This is a genomic window from Enterobacter sp. UPMP2061 (genome assembly GCF_053709615.1).
Genome location: NZ_JBSKJP010000016.1, coordinates 34,010 through 50,431, shown reverse-complemented (window position 1 = coordinate 50,431; position 16,422 = coordinate 34,010). Strand labels below are relative to the sequence as shown.

Sequence of the window (16,422 nt, the reverse complement as noted above, 5' to 3'; positions counted from 1 at the left end):
GTGCTAATCGTTGTTCATGAGTTTGTTTCTGAGCGTTGTCGACAGTTCTGTTATTGCGACAAGGACCGTGGAGTACTCCTTATCCCCCACTCGTTTCCCTTCAACAAAGAGATGCTTTTGCAGTCTCCCCAGCCTTAACAGCTCGGTCATAAAGCTGTCGTCGATGAGTGAAATCATTTTCCTGTTCATCGCAGCGTTACGGATATAAGCCGATACGCTTTGCCCTACTGCTTCCGCTTTCTGTTCAATCTCTTCGATTTCATCCGGCGTGAATCTCAGGGTCTTGATTACGGTTTTCTGCCGTTTATCACTTCCCCTTCGGGATGCTTTGTCGCTCATGTGTGCTCCTTACTCGGGTGTCGGGGCGGAGCCCTGACCAGGTGGCATTTGTAATATCGTGCGTGCGCGGTATTACAAATGCACATCCTGTCCCGTCTTTTCATCCATTATACGCTTCGCTGGCTGTTTCGCCTAGTGGCGATTTGACGGCATAGGCAGTGCGGAGCACTGCCACTTTTTAGTAGTCAATGTTATGATTTGGATGACAATATTCTGAAAGAGGAAAGAAGATGAGTAAGAAGGCGTTCTATTCTGATGAAGATATCGAGTTGGCAAAAGTTGCTCTGGCAGGATTACCAGATCTGACACCACAGCGAAAATCTCAAAAAGATTTTTTGAATGCTATCCGTGATGACCTTATAGCTCTGATTAAGACAAAAGGGTATACGGTCTCAGACATACAGAACACGCTAAAAACTGCGGGTTATGTAATTACGGAGAGAGCACTACGTGACATTCTTCGTGAAGCTGAAAAAAACAAACCAGTACGTAAAACTCGCAAACTGTCAGCAAGAACCTCGCAATCAGAAACGAAATAATTACTGCACGTTGAATATGTGATGTACTGATATTTTTCTTATCCGGCTGAAAATTTTTTTCAGCCGGATAAGAAGGGAGATGATGTAGAAATTACCATTCGAACGTCGGAACGTCTGCCAGCATTTCCCCCCATGAAGTAAAATGAACCATGCTGATATCAGCCTTTATCATGGCAGTGTAAATCACTATTCTCGCCGCTTTTGAAATACCATGACGTTTCAGAGCGAGAAGCGGATAGCTGACGGCATCAACACGAATGATGTAACCCAGATCGGATTCATGTATCCATTCGCTTTCATACTCTGCGTGACATAGTTCGCTCAGAATCTCGCTATCCCTCCGCGTAATATGGCTCAGACTACATTCCAGAACAGAACGCAAAACTTTGTAATTAAGTTCAATACGCTGTCCCCATCCGAGCGATGCAGTAACATCTTCCCACGTCCAGTGAGGGTTATCAGGAACCTGAGCAGTAAGCTGTTTAAATGGCAAACTAAGTGCGGTAGACAGGTTCAATCCTGATGCAACAATGCGCGGATAAAGCTCACTGGCTTTACATGAGTAAATCAGTTCTCCATTAACGAAGAGTGCTTCATCACCGTTATCAAGACGGATGCAGGTGACACCATGAGGCGCGCGGGAAATGTAGTGAGGCATGTTCCAATCCTTTCAAAAAGGTGCCGGATAATATTCCGGCACTGTGTTAAAAAATTCCGCCCCATTGCAGGGTTGCGGTTATCAGGCGTACGCGCGGGAAAGCTCAATGGTACTCAGAACGTGATCCCATTCAGCCCCGTTAAGTGCTGGAATATGGATCGGTTTATGAATACGTCCGCAACGGACAAGTGATGTCCCCAGTTGTTTCAGATGTGGCGCGATAGCGTCTGGTTTCAACGTTTCGCGGATTTTCCGTGGATGACGAGTTTTAACCCGCGCCTTTACAAAGTATTCGCGACATGCGACGATGAACTGGTCTTTCATAGTGCCTCCTCAGAGTCATTGTGATAACGAGCTGTTACAGCAGCCCGTGTAAACAGGCAGGGCACCCGCCCTGCTTTTTTATTGCCAGTCTTCCGGCAATATCCTGCGCGTCTTACGACGCAAATCTTGCAGGCCATCCGGCCTTTTCTGCCGTCGTCCTTTTCCGTTTTCTTGCAATGAGGGAAACGCCTTCATTACGCTAATGCCCTGACAGGGTGACGATGGAAAGCAGGGGTGAAGGACAGATTATTTGGAGCCTGCGAGAAAAAATCTGGACGGAAAGCGTCAGCGTCCCTTGCTGAACAGAGGCGCTCTGTCAGAGTGCATAAGTAATGAAAGGCTTTCACGGCAGAAACGGACAGGACGGCAGAAGGCGCCGGTTAATCCGGCGTTCCCTTGCGGCCGCCGTGGCGGTCAGTGGGAGCGGCGCTGCCGGAACGGCAGCTGCAAGCGGGATGGGTTCAGGTATCGCTTGCTATCCGTCAGGACGGAGACGCGTGCGGCTCCGCGTAGCGCGGTGGGCGTACGGCCACCACGCGAAGTGCAGGCGACGACCCGGCAGCGACGGGGAGCCGAAGGTACCCAGATGTCAGTCCTGACAACATGCTTTTCGTCGTCATTTAGCATCAAATTAACCCACAAAAAAAATCAAAAAAAAGTGCAGAATCTGCACTTTATTCACATGTACTTTCCCACAAAAAAAACACTAAAATAAGTGCAGAATCTGCACTTATTTAGGTATCAGAAAATGACGGGTTACGAACTTCGTTTATGGCGAAAAGGTATGAACTGGAGCAGTGACAGGGCGGCCGAAGAGCTTGGAGTCAGCCTGCGAACATGGAAAGTTTACGAGAAGTCGGAAAAGGTATCGCGGGTAGTAGAGCTGGCAACCGTAACACTTTCTATCGCTGCTGCTGTTCCTTCCTTCGGACACCGGAAAACCACCAAAGAAAAGATAATTACCATGATCCAGACTCTAACCGGAGCAGCTGGACTCATCGGGAGGCGCTGAGCACCTCCCCTGCCCTTATCAGGCGGCTTTCGATAAATCGCGCATAAAGTCCATCATGGCTTTAACTCTGCGCTGAGTATTCAGCTTCGTTTCAAAGTCGTTGAGATAGTAAACAGGCGTATACCGTACACGATTGAACTGCATAGTGAGCGTGTTCCCTGTCACCACCTCCGCCGCAATCCCCAAAAGAGACAACTGGATAAATGCCATATCGGCAGCAACCGGATCAATATCGATGCAACTGGCGAACAGGTGCGCGGACGGATTGATATCAGCCTCAAGCAGACATTCAGCATAGGCAATAATCATTCCTGCCGAACCGCAGGCCGGATCGCTTATCGTCGCGATACCCTCCCGCGTGACCGTCTCTTTAATGCCGGAAAACAGCATTCTGGCCATCATTGACTGGACAGAATAGGGGGTAAAATATTGCCCCATACCTCCCGACCCCAGCTCAAGCTCCATAAAAATTGAGCCGATGAAGTCATGGAATTTAGCCTCCAGCGCGCAAACCATAAGGCGGAACAACTCATGAAAATTGCGGATATCGTCCGCATCGTATCGCGCGCAGATCTTCCGGCAGTTTTCCGCGTTCTCTGGCGTTCTCACCCGCGCAATATCCAGTTCGCTCGCGGCAAGTCTGACAAAATCGCTGAATACATCCCAGCGGTGAAGATGGCGGGCAGTCTGGTTAAACAGACTGATAAACTGCTTACGCGCGGTGTCGATGCTGATAAGACGCGCGAGGGCTGGCTCGGACTGGACAGCCGGAGCCGCCTGCTCGACAGGGCGGGCGGCTCCGCGCTTTTTTGTCTCATTGAAGAAATCGGCAAAACTAATCTGGGTCATGGTTTTTCTCCTGCCGCCCCGTCAGGGGCGGCGTTGTTGTCAGTTACAGGCGCGGCTCAGTTCAAGAGTGCGCAGCACATGACCCCACTCGCTCCCGCGCATGGCGGGAATACGTACGGATCGCCCCTTTTTCCGGCAGTGCGCAATATGGCGCCCCAGCGCCCGCATTTCCGGACTGAGGGCATTACTGGCAATTTCACCGCGTTTGATACGCACCTGCTTTTTCACGGGCGCGTTTTGAGCCTCCTGCATCTGGACATAGAGGGCGGTTGGTGTAACAATCGAAACTTCACTGAATTGCATGGGTTTGTTCCTTTTGGTGAAGGCCGGATTTTTTCGTTGGAATCGCTCAAATCCGGCATGGATGAAGCAGGCGTAAGCCTGCTTTTTTCATTTCTGGCTCTGGTTCTCAGGGCTGAATGCTGCTTTCACCTTCGCCACGATATCGGCGTGATTCAGGTTGCTGTAATCACGTACGCGGAAATAACGCTTTCCAATACGGACAAAAATGTCCGTCACGTTCATACAGATCATCTCTGCCAGCATGAAGGTTTCAGTGTCCTGCGCGGTATCACAACGCCAGTTGATCATCGGTGGGTGCATTCCCGCCGCATCGTGGAATTTGTTCACATCGATTTCCACGGGGGCGATCAGTGCGGACTTTTCACGGCTTAGCCAGTAGGCCATTTCAGATTCAGCGCTGGCGCTGGAATCAAGAGAAGCGAAAGAATCAGTCGTGTGTAAATGCATGGTTTATCTCCTTTTATCAGTACATGCCGGATATCCGGCGTGGGGTTACTGCTGTACGTATTGCAGGTTGCGTTTCAGTTCAAACAGAAAATCCGGTTCAAAAGACCAGGCGCGCCAGTTAAGCGTTCCGTTGGTGCGGATTTCCACCTGCACATCGCCGTAGCGGGATACTTCAGACACGGTGACAGCGACACCCGTTTTCAGCGCAGTGGCCTGAGCCACCCACTCCCGCGCGACAGATACAGGGTTTTGTTCTTCCTCCATCTTCCTGGAAGATTCTTGAGCGGCGGTTTTGACGTTGACGTTTCGTGTGTGCATCCTGGTTTTCTCCTGTGGTGATGGTATCCATCTCCCTGGTGAGTTCTCTCGCGGCAAAGGGCAAAGGAGCGACGGCGGGGCGGCAGGAAAAGGGCGCAGCCAAAAGTTTTTGCGGCCTCTCGCAAAAACTTTTGGTGGAGTTCATTTAACCCTTTGGATGACGACCTGCCGGTGCTACGACCAGCCCTCCGCGTGAGGACACACGGGGGATGGGCTCACGCGGGCGAACAGGATGCACACACCCGACACGTCGGAACGGCGTGGCGCCATTAAAGCGACGGCTTTGCCGACGCGGTGAAGGCGTTCCGGACGGTACGGCCGGAGAAGCCGCAGCTATTGACCTTTGCCATCAGACCCTAGCGATAGCCCGAAACCGCTTGCGGGTTCGGCGGAGACTGGCTGGTGCGTAAGCAGCTGCCTGGCGGAGTGGGGCTCGACGACTGGACCGCCACGCGGGCCAGGAGCCGAAGGTGGCCATTGCCCTGCCCGTCTTTCTGGCTCTGGCCATCACGGGACTGCAGCGAAGAGAACTAACCAGCAGGAAATCGATCAAAACAGACTGGATGAGGCACACGGAAAAGTCCTGCCTGAAGCACAGCTTCAGCAGACTAATCGCAACAGAGTAAATTAACAGCAGCCAGGAATTGAATGATTGAGCGAGGACAAACCAGAGGGAGCAGAGGGGCAGCGCCGGAGGCGCGCCCCGCTTCCCCCGAACCCCGCAGGGTTACGGTCCGTCCCGGAAGTTCAGGCGTGCGGTCGCGTCGGGATGGAAAAAGGGGCTACCGGCGAACCGGCAACCCCTTCATAAAGGCGCTTAGGCATGTCAAACCAACTCAGCCCTGAAAAGGCGGGGTTACCCCCCGCCTCCAGGTTGCTACTTACCGTTGGATTCGTAAGCCAGAATTGCAGCGACCTCCCGTTGTCCGTCCCTCAGGCGAATTTCGCAAAGCGATTTTCGCGTCAGGTAAGTGAATATCAGCAGTGTGAGACACACTATGAGTACGCACCAGATAACGGTACTTCGCGGCAGTTTCATGGTTTACTCCTCCTTGCATTAAGCACGGTAAGAGGCCATACTGTTGTTGATCAGACATACAGGGGGCCTCGTGGGTTAATGAAAATTAACTACGGGGCTTTCTGCTTTCTGCCACACAACACGGCAACAAACCACCTGCACGTCATGAGGCAAAAAGCCTCAAGCGCCATCGCCATTATATCCCGACGAGCCGATTCTGCCCAGGAATAACAGACTGATTACTGGATAAATCGTCACCTTTGGCAGGTTTAATCAGGATCACTTCTGCCTGTGGACCAGTTGTGTATCTGTTCGTCGAGCGCCTCAAGATGCTGATCAATGCTTTCTGCGAGTCGCTCACTTTCTGTTTCCAGCCAGCCGCTTAACCCGTCCCACTCACAGCACATGTCTTTCAGCTTTTCCGACATGGTTTTCAGCTTATTACGCTGGCTGCGGGCAACCTTCAGCTCTGTTTTCCACGGGTTGTTTCTTACGGCCATACCGACCTCAGCGTAATTTTGTTTGGTACCATCCACCGTTCAAGCTCTTTTTCCGCCGGTGTCGAAGACTCCGCCACGTCATGTACATCAAGTACGATCTCATGCGCACGGTCGTAGTAAGCCTTTACCAGATGAGACAGTGACGGGCTGCGTTCCGTCCACGCCCACAACATACGCTGGATGTCATAGTCCCGGATATCCTGCTGCGACCATGACTCATACCATGCACGCAGTGTCTCCGGTGTCTGAAATGCCAGATCGATTTCAGCCTGCCCTACACGGTTCTGGTACTTATCTTCCTTTTCACGGTGTCGGCGTGATTCCTGACGGGAATACAGATTCTCTTCCCGAACTTCCCGCTGCGTGTGGCGTTCACTGATGCTGAACGCTTGCTCCGGAAAAAGATTCTGCACCATATCGGTACCAAGAGGCGGATAACAAAGCCGACCGCGGCTACTGATCAGTATGTCAAACGCCTCTTCATATCGGGCCAGGGATATCTTATCGAACTTCAGCCAGTACGCCCCACGAACCTGGTTGATCGCCTTCCCGCTAATTTTGCTGCTACCGGTCAGAATTCGGAAAAATGCCCGGGCATAGGGATACGGCTTCGGGTGGCGGCTTCCGTTCTGCTCGCTCCCCTCCTCCACGGCGATAATGGCTCGTAACGCTGCCTCACGCTCCGGCAGCTGCGTGACGAGAGAAAGGTGACGAGGGATCATCAAACCACCTCCATGCGAAGCGTTGCGAGAATATCAAATATTGAGTATCCGTCACTGTCCAGCCTGCTGATGAGGCTCAGCACATGACTAATTACAGCAGCATCGAATTGTGGGCATGAGCGGATGCAGGAAACTTCCTGCCCTTTTTTCCAGACCAACAGCATGATCCATTCCTGGCTAAACTCACCAGGACTACACAGAACGACTTCAAATCGGCCATGAGTGGGTGAAAAACGGATCTGCACGGGAAATAACCCCCCGAACTCGCTACGATACTCCCCGTTAACATCCCAGTTTTCAGGCGCACTCAGTGCCCCCATAACAGCGTGTGTCATCTCACGGCGGTAGGAGTAACCAGCCGCGCGGCAGGTTTCGAAATCTTCACCGATCATGGCGGAAAGCTTAAAGTTTGGCATATTCATCAGGTATCTCCTTATTGCCGCCCCGTGGGGCGGCTATCCTTATCAGGCGGCAATCGCGGCGTTATCAGTGTCGGTGCTGTCTTTTGCATCAGGCTGCGGTGACTGTAACCATGCCGGAACCCAACGGTTCTGCTTCATAAAGAACTCCGCATGCACTGCCGCATCACCTTTCTTCATTTTTTCTGCGTCAGCAGCGGCACCAGTCAGACCAGCATCTTTAAGTGAAGTCACAATCTGTGAATGTTTCAGGCTACCGAAGTAGTTCTCTTTTGTCGGCTGCCACCAGTCGCGAAGGTTAAAATCGATCGCGGCCTCAACCGTATCGAGAGGGCTGCGCGATGTGTGTCCATTATCACGCGTCTGTACACCATCTACGGAACAAGCCGCACAGAAGGCCAGCAGTGACATCAGTACCTCTCCGTTCAGGGCGAAGAAGGTCGTGAAGTCCTTCTCCCATCCTGCTGGCAGCAGGGTTTTCAGGCGCTCTTTTTCGGTCATCAGGACTTCAAATGCTGCGCCTTCTTTACCGGACGGGGCGTTCTCTGTAAGGCTGCTGTGAGAAACGGTCAGGTTGATACGGAACGGATGCGGTGTGGTCACACATCCAGCAAAGACGCAGGTACACATACGCCAGACCATAAGCGCCACGGCCTTTTCAGGTTTCTGCATCAGCGCGGCCTGTACCGCCAGAGTGCGCTCGGATGACATTTTGGTGAGCAGCGGGATGCTGATCCCTTCTGCTGCATCAGGTCGATGCATATGAGTCACGGCAGAAGACTTCTCTGAATCCTCCCCGTTACTGTCATGTTCAGGTAAATCAGACGTGCGGCATATACCACGCTGAATACGAAGCGCACCGTGCATGAAGCTCACCACCACGCCTGATTTTGCTTTCAGATCTTCTGTCCACCCACGAAGCTCAGCGGCATGTTCAATGAGGGATATTTCGCTGCTAATGGCCTCGGCTTCATCACTGTCAGGATCCAGAGCGTTAAACTTGTCGGACAGTTCATCGATACGGTGGCTGTCATCTTCGCTGTAGATTGCATCTGGTTCCGGCAGAATGCGGTAGTCCTTTCCGTCAGGCCCGTAAAGGTTAATTGCAGCCAGACGTCCGGCAGCCCACATCCAGCCCTCTTTTTGATGGATTTCCTGAGCGATCAATTCAAGCTTTTCCAGTACCAGACGCTCAACAAGCAGACTGTCTACTGTTCCGTCCCCTTCCTGCTCACTGAACAGATCTTCACGAACAATTCCGCCTGCGGCTTCATAAACATCACGCCCGATAAATGCGAAACGTGGATGCGAGACAGAAATTTCACTTTCCGTGATACGGTTTTTGAGTGCGTTTACGGTAGTGCGTCCCCATTCCTCCTTTACGCTTTCGTAAACAGCAACCTGACGCTCAGGATCGCTTTCAAGACACAACACCTGACACTGCTCAACATCAAGCTGACCTTCAGCCAGCAGTGTTAGCAGTGACGGGGCAAGACTGGCAAGTTTGAGCATGCGCTGGACGTGGCGGGAACCGTAGCCAAGCACGTCGCCAATCTGTGCGGGGGTTTTCCCCTGCGCCGCCAGCGTACCAAACGCAGTGATCTGCTCGGCAGGGTGCATGGTTTCAAGTTCGTTGTTCTCGGCGTAAGAAGCCTCAACAGCAAGCTCGTCGCTGACACGTTTAACCGGAACCTGATAATCCGGTTTGATACGGCCCATTTCAGACATGAGCGTCAGCGCAGTCAGACGCCGACCACCTGCCGCCACACCGTATTTTCCCTCGGGCAAGGAATGGACAACCAGATTGTGAAGCAGTCCGAGGCTTTCAATGGAGTTAGCCAGTCGCTTAACGCTCTCGGTGGTGTAAGGAATCGTGCGCACGTTCAGCGGTGATTTAATGAGATCGGACAGCGGAACATACTCTATTACTGCCGCATCAAGGGCTGCTTTCAGCGCCTCGTTTCCGGCGGTTTTATTCTTGCTGGTTTTTTTTGGTGCTTTTGATTTAACATCTGCAACTGTCATGATTTAGTACCTCTCAGTATTAATGATTGTCTTGCCCTGCGGAGTGACAGCTCCGACAGGGCACCTTCTTACTGCTGTTTTCTGGCTCTGTAACTGGCAAGGGCGCGATTAAGCAATGCCCCCACGTCGTTCTCAAAATTCCATGCGCACTTCGTCAACAACCCTTCTTCACCCCGCACAACAAGTTGAAAATAGGTACCCTGATCGTTATCAATACTGACGTTGGTATACTGCGCCGTCAGGGCGGTCGCCTCTTCACGGGTAAACGGCCCCTGAGGCAGCACCACGGGTGCAGTGACGGTACTGCCATTCAGTAAAGCCGCCAGTTCGGTTTCTTCGGCGGTGGGTTCACGCAGCAACATTGGCTGATTCAGAAATTCCCGTAATGTTTTTCCCACTGCATACTTCCTTTAAAAAAGTGGCTTGTTTTAAAACCCATCACCCGTTGAGTTACGGGAGCCGCGGTTTTGACGTTTCGCGGGAACCTGCTGAACTTTCCCGGGGGATAAAACATCACCCGTTTGAGAACCTTCGCCGCAGGTGCGTAAACGACACCGGCCGAGGCAGATGTCCGGGGCGGACGCTAAAAGTTTTTGCCTGCAAAAAGTTTTGGTGGCCGTGCGTCAGCATTCACCCTGGACAGCCACGAGGACTGTGGCGGTATCAGCACCCGGAGGAGGGACTCAAAGGGGTGTAAAAGGACCGGATGGAATGGGCAGGGACACGCCGCAATGACGGGAAGCCGCGCGCGGCGAAACGACATTGCCCCCTACATCACGACGGGGTATTTGCGGCGTGATGCAGGGAGCGCAGGAAACGGCGCGACTGAGCGGCGCAGCCGGAACGGCTGCTGCAAGCGATGGGGGTTGCGTCATGGGATGGACACCCGCTGCCCCGCAGGGGCCGGGCAGAGACAGCTTTGCTGGCTCTGTGCGAAGCATGACAGCCCGCCCGGACGCCCACTGCAACAAGTGGAATGAATTTGATTTACAGCATATCTTTCTGAAAAAATTACTTTTTATTAGCCTCAGCCATTTCTGAATATTGTGGATCGCTGGCTTTCGGTAACTGCTGGCTCAGCTGACGATAATGGCGCAACCTTTCCAGGAAATATTCACGAAGCTCCTCGGGCTGCTCACGCGCCACAATTTCAGGCACTATGGGCTGATTTAGCCGCTCTTTATAAGCCACACCTGACGCAGCAAGGTCGACGGCGATCCGGTCCTGATCCTCTTTTGAACGCTTCGAAATATTAATTTCGCTCATGTTTTTCCTCTTTCGAATTCGGCAGCACAGCTATTGTCGCTGGCATTATTTGCCATGGCGGTTTGTTGCTGCGCCGCAGGCGCGGTGACAATCGCCGGCAGGCAAAGCCTGCCAGGGTTTTCGCGCGGGCTAACAGGCGGATGATACCGCCTGCCAGGTCATCAGTGACCTTTTCCACCCTGCAAAATGAAGTGACCGCCAATATAAACCGAGCACTGGCAGGTCATGTAATAGCATATTTCGTCGATCACCTGCTCAGTTCTAAGTTCCCGTTGACCATTTTCACGTCGACGGGCGTTAATCAGATTTTTGTACTGACGCAGAATGTCACGGGTCTGTGGATCAAGTTTCATTTTTTCTCCTGTTTGGCGGGGCTTTGCCCCGCCTTTACAATCAACCGTTGAACACATATCCATCAAGAAACACCAGACCGCTCAAGAACATATCTTTGGCATAAGCCGCCATATCAAAATATCCCCGCAGCGATTCAGGAATGTCATTGAGAAGGCCGCACTCTTCAGCCATAGTCCAGGCGTAGTCTTCTTCGCTCTCAGCTTCTCCGCAATATGCATCCTCGAATGCGTCATAATCACATTCGCCGGAGTGTTCCACCCAGGCAATAAATGCAGCATCCTGGCCGTTTTCTAGCGCGCGCTTGTAGGCTTCAATGAAATTCCAGTCAACGGAAGATTCGGATGCAAAGGCAGACGGGATCCCCTCCCAGTCCTGAAACATGAGTTCCGGGTCGGATTCATTGGCGTGCAGCTCGTTGCAGGCTTCCAGAAACTCCGACTTGTCATCAAAATCGGTGAGGTCAAACCATTTACCGTAAAGGCTACCGCAGTTGTATTTGTGGTACGTACCTACATAAATCGCCGGGGTGGTAGTGTTCATTAAATATTCCTCCAGTGTCAGTGTCGTCTGAGTTCCGGCTTACGCCGTGCCGACACGACAGCCCGACTACGAGCGGAAGATGCAGGGGCGACACCGGAGGCCGCAGCGCAGATAAATAGCGATGACGATCTGGACGGTTCTCCCGCGAATATTGAGCGGGAGAACGACGGGAAGAACGGCATCAGGCGTAAAAATCTGCGACCGGGCGAGGATGGCGGCGGAGCGAACCCTTGCATCTGAAGCGATCGGGCTAAAGTGAAGGCACGGCGTTAGCCGCAGACCGCACGGACGTTTTCACCTGCGTGCCCGGAACATCGTGGAGGGTGCGCCGGTAAAGCGGAGCGTGCGACATCCTTTTCGCAATCAGGCGGGGCGCGCTGCCCCGCCTAAAATCAGGCGGCAATTCGTATGCTGGAGAAGGATTTCATCATCGCGTCAATCTCGGTGCGGGCGCTGCTAACAACATCCCGCAGCCAGTGCCTGTCAAACCAATCGCGGGATGGGCTGTCAGGGTGACGAAGCGCATAAGGCACGTGGGTCTGTCCGACTGTGCGCCCATTACATTCCAGGCGGATTTGCAGACGACGAAAGATTTCCTTCCCGTCGAGTACCGCTTTAAGACGTGCATCGAGAGTCTCGTTATCCCATTGCGCATCATCCTGCACCTGCTCTACTTCCGTTACTGTCAGGAGGAAATTGCGAGTTCGGCGGGTAAATACCAGCGGTTCAGCGGCGGGACGCAACGCTTCCATCAAACGGTATCCGGCGGATGCCACGCAGCTACAGACGTGGTTAATCTCGTCACGCAGGGCTTTCAGCAGGCAGAGGATATGTTTCGTGGACATACCCTCAGGGCAATTATCATATTCAAGCGAAATGGTTCCGGCATGAGCCTTACGATGCCCCAGCGAATTACGATAAAGGCGCACAACCAGTTCACTTCCTGCCAGTAATGGCAGCAGCACCTTCATAGACTGATCGGACATCAAACCACGCAGTGCAATCTCAGGTAACAGTCGCTGCAACTGTAAAGCATCCAGCTGGCCATAGAATGCGACACCTTCTCCTCTGGAATAATTCAGGCTTGTATCGATATCCATATTGGCTGGCCAGCCGCGCGCAACCAGCGTGTTACGGGTATGACGGTGCATAAAGCGGTAAGCAATAGTCATGGTGATCTCCTCTTCTGAATGCGGCGACGTCTTCGCCGTGCCGACACGACAGCCCGACATCGAGCGGAGAATGCAGGGGCGACACCGGAGGCCGCAGCGCAGAAAATGATCATGGCGGTCTGGACGGTGTTCCGGCGAAAATTGAGCCGGAACACGACGGGAAGAACGGCATGAAGCAATAAATTACTGCGACCGGGCGAGGATGGCGGCGAAGCGAACCCTTGCATTTGCAGCGTTCGGGCTAAAGTGAAGGCACGGCGTTGATATCCGCCGCGCCGGCGCGGCATAAAGAGCGGAGTGAGCGACTTCCTTATGCGTTGAAGTGACACCGGCCAGCATCAGCTGACCGGCAATGATATCAACGGGTATACTCCTCCCAATAATTATCATAATGATCAATAGCATCCAGCCGCTCCTTCGTACCGGTAATTGACCATGTATCCAGGAACCTCAGGCCTATGAGCACTGATTTCTCGACATCATCCAATAAAACAATACTGCAGAACCAGACAATTCCTTCCTGATACGTCCAGCAATGATCAGAGTCTTCCCCTTTTAAGACTGGCCACCATGTGCGCCCCATATGCATGGCACCGGCTTCTGCCATCTCCAGATTTTCAGCCTCGATCAGGACGTGAACAAATGTCTCTATATTCGCAATTTGTGTCTGGAATCCAACAAGCCATGTATTCATGTGCGCTTTACCTCATCGATAGCAAAGCGCAGGTGATCCCAGTTAAAACCATAATTTGCATCATGGGAGTAATACGCCCGTTCCATAGCGGCAGCAATACTTGCGGAATCGAGCGAAGCGTCAACCTCAAGAAAGTCATCTTCCAGCCAGAATGTGCCGGTACAGAGAGCCACCAGGGGGTATTCCTGCAGACGGGTAATCATTCCCCCCACAGTCATCTCACGACGCAAAGCATGAGATGGGGTAAGCAACGAATCTGCGACATCGTTCCAGCACCATTCTTCATCATCGGGCACAGGCTGTTGAATGGTCTGGAGATGAACACCAGGCATCCTGGAAAGTCGTTCCAGCACATCACCCAGATAAAGTTTTTCACCGCTACCGTCTTCACTTCCCAGGTAGTGGTTGTTGATGTATACGGCAAACTCCCCATTATCAAGATCAATACAGGTCAGTCTAAACATTCTTTAGTCCTCATCATCCGGCACCAGTCTGCGCCGTGCCGACACGACAGCCCGACATCGAGCGGAAGATGCAGGGGCGACACCGGAGGCCGCAGCGCAGATAAATAGTGATGACGATCTGGACGGTTCTCCCGCGAATATTGAGCGGGAGAACGACGGGAAGAACGGCATCAGGCGTAAAAACTGCGACCGGGTGAGGATGGCGGCGAAGTGAACCCTTGCATCTGGAGCGTTCGGGCTAAAGTGAAGGCACGGCGGGAAACTTCTTTAAGCAACAGAGAGTTAAAAAATGGGCAAAGCAAAAACTTGAAAGTACACTCAATAAAGCAATAATACTGTATATAAATACAGTGCAGAGGTGCCTATGTTTGAATTATTACGTGTCGATTGCGAACCGGAAATTATACCTATTCCTCTTTACAGTGAGAGGTGCCCAGCGGGGTTCCCGTCCCCGGCGCAGGACTATGTCGAAGCCGAACTTGACCTCAATGATTACTGTATATCCAGACCCAGCTCGACATACTTTGTGCGAGCTATCGGTAATTCCATGAATGATATTGGGCTACATTCAGGCGATCTGATGATTGTTGATAAAGCCGAAAAGGCACAGCACGGCGATATCGTTATAGCTGAAATTGAAGGTGAATTTACTGTTAAGCGATTACTACTGAAACCGAGGCCAGGGTTACAGGCAATGAATCCAGCCTACCCTACTTTATGGCCAGAACCTGAGCAGCTACAAATTTTCGGTGTCGTAACTGCCTTTGTACACAAAACCCGGGGACATGACTGATGTTCGCCCTGGCAGATGTGAACAGCTTCTATGCGAGTTGTGAGAAGGTCTTTCGTCCTGACTTACGTGATAAACCAGTGATCGTTCTTAGTAATAACGATGGTTGTGTAATAGCGAGATCGAAGGAAGCGAAGCGGCTTGGAATCAAGATGGGGATCCCATGGTTCCAGCTGAAGGCAATGCAGTTCCCGGAGAAAATCCTTACGTTTTCCAGCAATTATGAGCTGTACGCGAGTCTGAGCAACAGGGTCATGGCACACCTGGAAGAACTGGCACCCCGCGTTGAGCAGTATAGCATTGACGAGATGTTCCTGGACATTCGCGGCATCGATGGCTGTACTGACTTTGAAGATTTCGGGCGCCAGCTGCGCGAGCATGTCCTAAGCGGAACCGGACTGACAATTGGCGTCGGGATGGGACCGACAAAAACTCTAGCAAAATCAGCACAATGGGCTTCTAAGGAATGGCCACAGTTCGGCGGCGTGTTAGCCCTTACCACCAATAATCCAAAACGTACTGAAAAGTTGCTTTCTCTGCAACCGGTAGAGGAAATTTGGGGGGTTGGGCGCCGCATAGGCAAAAAGCTGAATACATACGGCGTGACGACCGCGCTGCAGTTGGCGCGCATGAACCCTACCTTTGTGCGCAAGAACTTTACCGTGGTACTGGAGCGAACCGTACGTGAGCTGAACGGTGAGGCCTGTATATCTCTTGAAGAGGCACCGCCCGCGAAGCAGCAGATTGTCTGCAGCCGATCATTCGGGGAGCGCATCACGACTTACGAAGCGTTGCGGCAGGCTATCTGCCAGTATGCCGAACGCGCGGCTGAAAAGCTGCGGGGAGAGCATCAGTTCTGCCGGCACATATCGGTCTTTATCAAAACCTCCCCTTTCGCAGTCAACGAAGCGTATTACGGCAACGTGGCCAGCGAAAAGCTTCTTGTACCTACCCGCGACACCCGGGACATTATTAATGCCGCAGTAAAGGCCCTGGACCGAATCTGGCTCGACGGGCATAGATATGCAAAGGCCGGCGTAATGCTGAATGACTTCACTCCTACGGGAGTAGCACAGTTAAATCTTTTCGATGAGGCTAAGCCGCAGGAACGAAGTGAGGAGCTAATGAAAGCCCTGGATGGCATAAACCATTCAGGGCTCGGGAGGGTATGGTTTGCTGGTCGTGGAATTGCACCAGAATGGCAAATGAAAAGAGAGATGCTTTCTCCGGCATACACAACCAGGTGGTCCGATATCCCCAGAGCCTCACTTTGAGTATCAGAAGAGGCCTTTCATTTTGACTCGGGCCTCTTCAAGTCGCCGCTGCTCATCATCTTCTACGACTTCAGGTTTGATTGCAGAATCAAATGTCCCTGCCCCCAGTTCTGTAAGCACATCACGAATATTGGCCTGGGACGGCTTCCATCCCGTTGTCTGACTGAGTAAACCTACCAGACTATCTGCAGTGAAACTCTTATCCAACAACAGTGCAAGTAAGCCTGGAAGCCGTGGGTCGAGGTGGTGAAGTGCTAAGCCGGAGATAAGCGCTCTCCTATATAAATCCCCTCTATCGCTCCGTGGGACAGAATCAATAATGTCTAAAGACACATTGTCCGCCACCTGGTCCGGATGAAGATAAACCGTAAACTTCTTCCGTTCCTCGCTCACAG

General features: G+C 52.3%; 23 protein-coding genes and 1 pseudogene. 3 read left to right on the top strand and 21 right to left on the bottom strand.

Annotated features, from left to right (window positions below; all coding sequences use genetic code 11):
• Nucleotides 1–3: 3 nt before the first annotated feature.
• The gene (mobA, locus tag ACWKXX_RS20780) at nt 4–339 is read right to left on the bottom strand and encodes a plasmid mobilization protein MobA (protein ID WP_311382344.1); all 336 of its coding nucleotides are present in this window, start codon (nt 337–339) and stop codon (nt 4–6) included.
• 230 nt (nt 340–569) lie between these two features.
• Between mobA and ACWKXX_RS20775 the strand changes: the two genes are divergently transcribed.
• Nucleotides 570–878, top strand: a complete 309-nt coding sequence (locus ACWKXX_RS20775; protein ID WP_332942500.1) for a molybdopterin-guanine dinucleotide biosynthesis protein MobC — start codon at nt 570–572, stop codon at nt 876–878.
• Between the two features lie 91 nt (nt 879–969).
• On the opposite strand, the gene ACWKXX_RS20770 is transcribed toward ACWKXX_RS20775, so the two are convergent.
• The 19 genes and pseudogenes from ACWKXX_RS20770 to ACWKXX_RS20680 form a co-directional block, all read right to left on the bottom strand.
• Complete coding sequence (locus tag ACWKXX_RS20770; protein WP_332942501.1) at nt 970–1,536, bottom strand: DUF5983 family protein; 567 nt, start codon at nt 1,534–1,536, stop codon at nt 970–972.
• A gap of 81 nt (nt 1,537–1,617) precedes the next feature.
• Complete coding sequence (locus ACWKXX_RS20765) at nt 1,618–1,860, bottom strand: hypothetical protein (protein ID WP_454540870.1); 243 nt, start codon at nt 1,858–1,860, stop codon at nt 1,618–1,620.
• Nucleotides 1,861–2,890: 1,030 nt separating this feature from the next.
• Nucleotides 2,891–3,721, bottom strand: coding sequence for an N-6 DNA methylase (locus tag ACWKXX_RS20760; protein WP_454540869.1), 831 nt, complete (start codon nt 3,719–3,721; stop codon nt 2,891–2,893).
• A gap of 39 nt (nt 3,722–3,760) precedes the next feature.
• Entirely contained in the window at nt 3,761–4,024 is a 264-nt protein-coding gene (locus tag ACWKXX_RS20755; protein WP_045347622.1) for a hypothetical protein, read from the bottom strand.
• An 87-nt stretch (nt 4,025–4,111) separates the two neighbouring features.
• A complete protein-coding gene (locus ACWKXX_RS20750; RefSeq protein ID WP_172689596.1) occupies nt 4,112–4,471 on the bottom strand; it encodes a hypothetical protein in 360 nt (119 codons plus the stop codon).
• 45 nt (nt 4,472–4,516) lie between these two features.
• Nucleotides 4,517–4,789, bottom strand: coding sequence for a hypothetical protein (locus tag ACWKXX_RS20745; RefSeq protein ID WP_172689630.1), 273 nt, complete (start codon nt 4,787–4,789; stop codon nt 4,517–4,519).
• Between the two features lie 877 nt (nt 4,790–5,666).
• The gene (locus tag ACWKXX_RS20740) at nt 5,667–5,789 is read right to left on the bottom strand and encodes a type I toxin-antitoxin system Hok family toxin (RefSeq protein WP_176483648.1); all 123 of its coding nucleotides are present in this window, start codon (nt 5,787–5,789) and stop codon (nt 5,667–5,669) included.
• Nucleotides 5,737–5,847, bottom strand: a pseudogene (locus tag ACWKXX_RS20735) (DUF5431 family protein); the annotation flags it as partial. The gene ACWKXX_RS20740 and the pseudogene ACWKXX_RS20735, both read right to left, overlap by 53 nt.
• Nucleotides 5,848–6,076: 229 nt before the next feature.
• Nucleotides 6,077–6,307, bottom strand: coding sequence for a hypothetical protein (locus tag ACWKXX_RS20730; RefSeq protein WP_045891847.1), 231 nt, complete (start codon nt 6,305–6,307; stop codon nt 6,077–6,079).
• Entirely contained in the window at nt 6,298–7,029 is a 732-nt protein-coding gene (locus tag ACWKXX_RS20725; protein WP_172689597.1) for a plasmid SOS inhibition protein A, read from the bottom strand. The genes ACWKXX_RS20730 and ACWKXX_RS20725 overlap by 10 nt, the downstream gene beginning before the upstream one ends.
• Nucleotides 7,029–7,451: a conjugation system SOS inhibitor PsiB gene (gene psiB / locus ACWKXX_RS20720; RefSeq protein ID WP_172689598.1), complete on the bottom strand. Its 423-nt coding sequence runs from the start codon at nt 7,449–7,451 to the stop codon at nt 7,029–7,031. Before psiB ends, ACWKXX_RS20725 begins: the two co-directional genes overlap by 1 nt.
• A gap of 42 nt (nt 7,452–7,493) precedes the next feature.
• On the bottom strand, nt 7,494–9,473 hold the full coding sequence (locus ACWKXX_RS20715) for a ParB/RepB/Spo0J family partition protein (protein ID WP_454540868.1): 1,980 nt from the start codon (nt 9,471–9,473) through the stop codon (nt 7,494–7,496).
• 68 nt (nt 9,474–9,541) lie between these two features.
• Nucleotides 9,542–9,871, bottom strand: coding sequence for a DUF905 family protein (locus ACWKXX_RS20710; RefSeq protein ID WP_420703267.1), 330 nt, complete (start codon nt 9,869–9,871; stop codon nt 9,542–9,544).
• Between the two features lie 613 nt (nt 9,872–10,484).
• A complete protein-coding gene (locus ACWKXX_RS20705; protein WP_045891851.1) occupies nt 10,485–10,739 on the bottom strand; it encodes a DNA polymerase III subunit theta in 255 nt (84 codons plus the stop codon).
• 161 nt (nt 10,740–10,900) lie between these two features.
• Nucleotides 10,901–11,092: a hypothetical protein gene (locus ACWKXX_RS20700; protein WP_045891852.1), complete on the bottom strand. Its 192-nt coding sequence runs from the start codon at nt 11,090–11,092 to the stop codon at nt 10,901–10,903.
• Between the two features lie 40 nt (nt 11,093–11,132).
• Nucleotides 11,133–11,633, bottom strand: a complete 501-nt coding sequence (locus ACWKXX_RS20695; RefSeq protein ID WP_172689600.1) for an antirestriction protein ArdA — start codon at nt 11,631–11,633, stop codon at nt 11,133–11,135.
• A 392-nt stretch (nt 11,634–12,025) separates the two neighbouring features.
• Nucleotides 12,026–12,805 (bottom strand): hypothetical protein, encoded by a 780-nt coding sequence (locus tag ACWKXX_RS20690; protein WP_200005167.1) that lies wholly within the window; start codon nt 12,803–12,805, stop codon nt 12,026–12,028.
• A gap of 358 nt (nt 12,806–13,163) precedes the next feature.
• Nucleotides 13,164–13,499, bottom strand: coding sequence for a hypothetical protein (locus ACWKXX_RS20685; protein ID WP_172689603.1), 336 nt, complete (start codon nt 13,497–13,499; stop codon nt 13,164–13,166).
• Nucleotides 13,496–13,963 (bottom strand): hypothetical protein, encoded by a 468-nt coding sequence (locus ACWKXX_RS20680; protein WP_047345407.1) that lies wholly within the window; start codon nt 13,961–13,963, stop codon nt 13,496–13,498. Before ACWKXX_RS20680 ends, ACWKXX_RS20685 begins: the two co-directional genes overlap by 4 nt.
• 364 nt (nt 13,964–14,327) lie before the next feature.
• Between ACWKXX_RS20680 and umuD the strand changes: the two genes are divergently transcribed.
• Together umuD and ACWKXX_RS20670 are read left to right on the top strand one after the other, a co-directional pair.
• Nucleotides 14,328–14,756: a translesion error-prone DNA polymerase V autoproteolytic subunit gene (gene umuD / locus ACWKXX_RS20675; RefSeq protein ID WP_172689604.1), complete on the top strand. Its 429-nt coding sequence runs from the start codon at nt 14,328–14,330 to the stop codon at nt 14,754–14,756.
• Complete coding sequence (locus ACWKXX_RS20670) at nt 14,756–16,027, top strand: translesion error-prone DNA polymerase V subunit UmuC (protein WP_332942508.1); 1,272 nt, start codon at nt 14,756–14,758, stop codon at nt 16,025–16,027. Before umuD ends, ACWKXX_RS20670 begins: the two co-directional genes overlap by 1 nt.
• Nucleotides 16,028–16,030: 3 nt before the next feature.
• On the opposite strand, the gene ACWKXX_RS20665 is transcribed toward ACWKXX_RS20670, so the two are convergent.
• Nucleotides 16,031–16,420, bottom strand: a complete 390-nt coding sequence (locus ACWKXX_RS20665) for a plasmid partitioning/stability family protein (protein ID WP_048210045.1) — start codon at nt 16,418–16,420, stop codon at nt 16,031–16,033.
• Nucleotides 16,421–16,422: the final 2 nt, after the last annotated feature.

Coding starts and splice junctions, on each gene's coding strand:
- psiB (WP_172689598.1), bottom strand. CDS start 7,451: ATGAATATGCCAAACTTTAAGCTTTCCGCCATGATCGGTGAAGATTTC.
- ACWKXX_RS20680 (WP_047345407.1), bottom strand. CDS start 13,963: ATGTTTAGACTGACCTGTATTGATCTTGATAATGGGGAGTTTGCCGTA.
- ACWKXX_RS20705 (WP_045891851.1), bottom strand. CDS start 10,739: ATGAGCGAAATTAATATTTCGAAGCGTTCAAAAGAGGATCAGGACCGG.
- ACWKXX_RS20725 (WP_172689597.1), bottom strand. CDS start 7,029: ATGATCCCTCGTCACCTTTCTCTCGTCACGCAGCTGCCGGAGCGTGAG.
- ACWKXX_RS20730 (WP_045891847.1), bottom strand. CDS start 6,307: ATGGCCGTAAGAAACAACCCGTGGAAAACAGAGCTGAAGGTTGCCCGC.
- ACWKXX_RS20685 (WP_172689603.1), bottom strand. CDS start 13,499: ATGAATACATGGCTTGTTGGATTCCAGACACAAATTGCGAATATAGAG.
- ACWKXX_RS20755 (WP_045347622.1), bottom strand. CDS start 4,024: ATGCAATTCAGTGAAGTTTCGATTGTTACACCAACCGCCCTCTATGTC.
- ACWKXX_RS20690 (WP_200005167.1), bottom strand. CDS start 12,805: ATGACTATTGCTTACCGCTTTATGCACCGTCATACCCGTAACACGCTG.
- ACWKXX_RS20775 (WP_332942500.1), top strand. CDS start 570: ATGAGTAAGAAGGCGTTCTATTCTGATGAAGATATCGAGTTGGCAAAA.
- ACWKXX_RS20760 (WP_454540869.1), bottom strand. CDS start 3,721: ATGACCCAGATTAGTTTTGCCGATTTCTTCAATGAGACAAAAAAGCGC.
- ACWKXX_RS20750 (WP_172689596.1), bottom strand. CDS start 4,471: ATGCATTTACACACGACTGATTCTTTCGCTTCTCTTGATTCCAGCGCC.
- ACWKXX_RS20700 (WP_045891852.1), bottom strand. CDS start 11,092: ATGAAACTTGATCCACAGACCCGTGACATTCTGCGTCAGTACAAAAAT.
- ACWKXX_RS20670 (WP_332942508.1), top strand. CDS start 14,756: ATGTTCGCCCTGGCAGATGTGAACAGCTTCTATGCGAGTTGTGAGAAG.
- ACWKXX_RS20715 (WP_454540868.1), bottom strand. CDS start 9,473: ATGACAGTTGCAGATGTTAAATCAAAAGCACCAAAAAAAACCAGCAAG.
- ACWKXX_RS20745 (WP_172689630.1), bottom strand. CDS start 4,789: ATGCACACACGAAACGTCAACGTCAAAACCGCCGCTCAAGAATCTTCC.
- ACWKXX_RS20770 (WP_332942501.1), bottom strand. CDS start 1,536: ATGCCTCACTACATTTCCCGCGCGCCTCATGGTGTCACCTGCATCCGT.
- ACWKXX_RS20695 (WP_172689600.1), bottom strand. CDS start 11,633: ATGAACACTACCACCCCGGCGATTTATGTAGGTACGTACCACAAATAC.
- mobA (WP_311382344.1), bottom strand. CDS start 339: ATGAGCGACAAAGCATCCCGAAGGGGAAGTGATAAACGGCAGAAAACC.
- ACWKXX_RS20765 (WP_454540870.1), bottom strand. CDS start 1,860: ATGAAAGACCAGTTCATCGTCGCATGTCGCGAATACTTTGTAAAGGCG.
- umuD (WP_172689604.1), top strand. CDS start 14,328: ATGTTTGAATTATTACGTGTCGATTGCGAACCGGAAATTATACCTATT.